Annotated in this window: 1 protein-coding gene; it reads left to right on the top strand. The window is 46.4% G+C overall.

The window, feature by feature from the left end; genetic code table 11:
- The coding region (locus RMO55_RS05690; RefSeq protein WP_310424715.1) for a plasmid replication protein, CyRepA1 family at positions 1 to 2,034 on the top strand (2,034 nt) is incomplete at both ends.

Below are 2,034 nucleotides of genomic sequence, written 5' to 3' on the forward strand. Positions count from 1 at the left end.
AAACTATATCAAAAATCTAAACACTTCACCCCCAACAAAACCCAGTGCAATCGCTTTCTCCAATGGGAAATACCTGAGACAGGGCTAGAAAATAGCGTGGCGGGGTACCCGCCCAGCACTCTCGTTGGCATCAAATCTGCACTAGGCACGGGCAAAACTGAAGTTCTCAAAGCTTTGGGTGCTTGGGCGAAAGAACAGGGCTTAGAACTGATTTTCATTGGGTATCGAAATAATCTACTCAGGCAAACTTGCGATCGCATCCCCGATCTCTATCACATCGGTGATGAAAATAAAGTATTTTTAGACTCTGACTATCACAAAGCCATTTGTCACCATTCAGCAGGGCTAATCAACCCATCCCAGATGGGGAATAAGATTGTCATTCTCGATGAATGCGTTTCCGACTTGAGCGATATGCTCACCAGCAAGCTCACAGCCGGACGGCGCAAGGATGGGATGGATTCACGCCAAGTGAGATTGGCACATATTGAGGAGCTAGTTAAGAATTGTTACGGAGTCGTCGCTCTTGATGCTTATCTTAGCGATACCGAGCTGGATTTCTTGCGAAAGCTACGATCGTTCGATTTCGTCCATAAGCTCGAAAATACCTTCCGCAACCAAATGAACGTGCGGATGGTAAATCAAAAATCCACCGTCACCCGCGCTATTCTCGACGATGCTCTAGCTGGAGCAAACCTGTTAATTACCGCTACTACTCAAAAGCACTGCGAGAATCTAGAAAAATCCCTGATCCGGATCGGCATTCCCGAAGCGAATATCTGTCGAATCGATGGTACAACCGATCGGGATGATACTGTCGGGTTATTTTTCCGCAATCCTAAAGCTTATTTAGAGCAACATCGCCCCCAAATCGTGATTCTCTCACCCACGGCTGAGAGTGGCATTAGTATCGATTTAGCTGGATATTTTACGACTCACTACCATTTCCACCTGGGCAATTTAGGGATTCTGTCCGGCTTGCAATTCCTGGGTAGATATCGAGACTTTAGCGCACCCCGCGTTATTTACTGCGAACGGCAGGGACGCATCGGTGATGGTAACTCTAGCTCATTTACTAAGTGGGTGAAAGATGAATTCGATCGTCAAGTCCATGAAGATATGGATCTAGTCTTTATGCTGCTGGATCGAGGGGCGGCTGATGAGGCGATGAAAATCCTCACTAGCTATGCCAATAAGGAAGATATTTGGCTCAAACTGGCTCACCAATACAAAGCCAATCTCAACGAGGAGATGAAGCACCTGCGCGAACTGTTCGTCGAAGCAATGGTAGCAGATGGTTATACAGTCACGATCGATCCTGAAGATGTCGATGGTTGTGACGATACCGACGATTTGATGGGTAGAGTCGAAGTCGAACGACGAGTAGTGCAGTCGCGGCGGATTTACGAGGCACCGGATATCGACAGACTTACATACGAAGAAATTAGAAACGATCCCAGTGCGAATGAATTAGATAGACTACTGGCGAATAAATATTACCTCACCCAACAACAGTTACCAGGAATTACCCAGACGCTGAGTTATTCAGCCGAAATGATTCAGATGGTTAAGTACAACCATCCAGCCTTGATTAGAACGCTCGAAACTTATCATTACCTGCTCCATCCCGAACTAGCCGAAATCAACCATTTAGCTGCTTGGCTACCTGTCGCTGAAACTGGTTCTGTCTGGCTCCCAGACCAACTAAATCGTTCTTCATTGCCGCTAGTAAGGATCGGGCGAGAATTGGGCTTGCACGACCTCATGAAGGGGGAGTTCGACGAACAACAGATTGCCGCAATTACCCAGCAGGTTGCTGATTCTAAACTTTATCAGTCCTGTTTGAAAATCAACGTCAATCCCAACCAGCCACACGATCCGGTTAAGTTATTCCGGCGCATTCTCAAGAAATTTGGACTTAAACTGGTCAAACTAAAGGATGACGAGTTCAAATTAGATGCTGTGGCAAATTCGATTCTGGCTTTTAAAGGTGCGCCTAAGTACGAATTACTCACCCCTGAACTAATCGAGCAA

The sequence above is a fragment of the Chamaesiphon sp. VAR_48_metabat_135_sub genome (assembly GCF_031418915.1).
Taxonomy (GTDB): domain Bacteria; phylum Cyanobacteriota; class Cyanobacteriia; order Cyanobacteriales; family Chamaesiphonaceae; genus Chamaesiphon.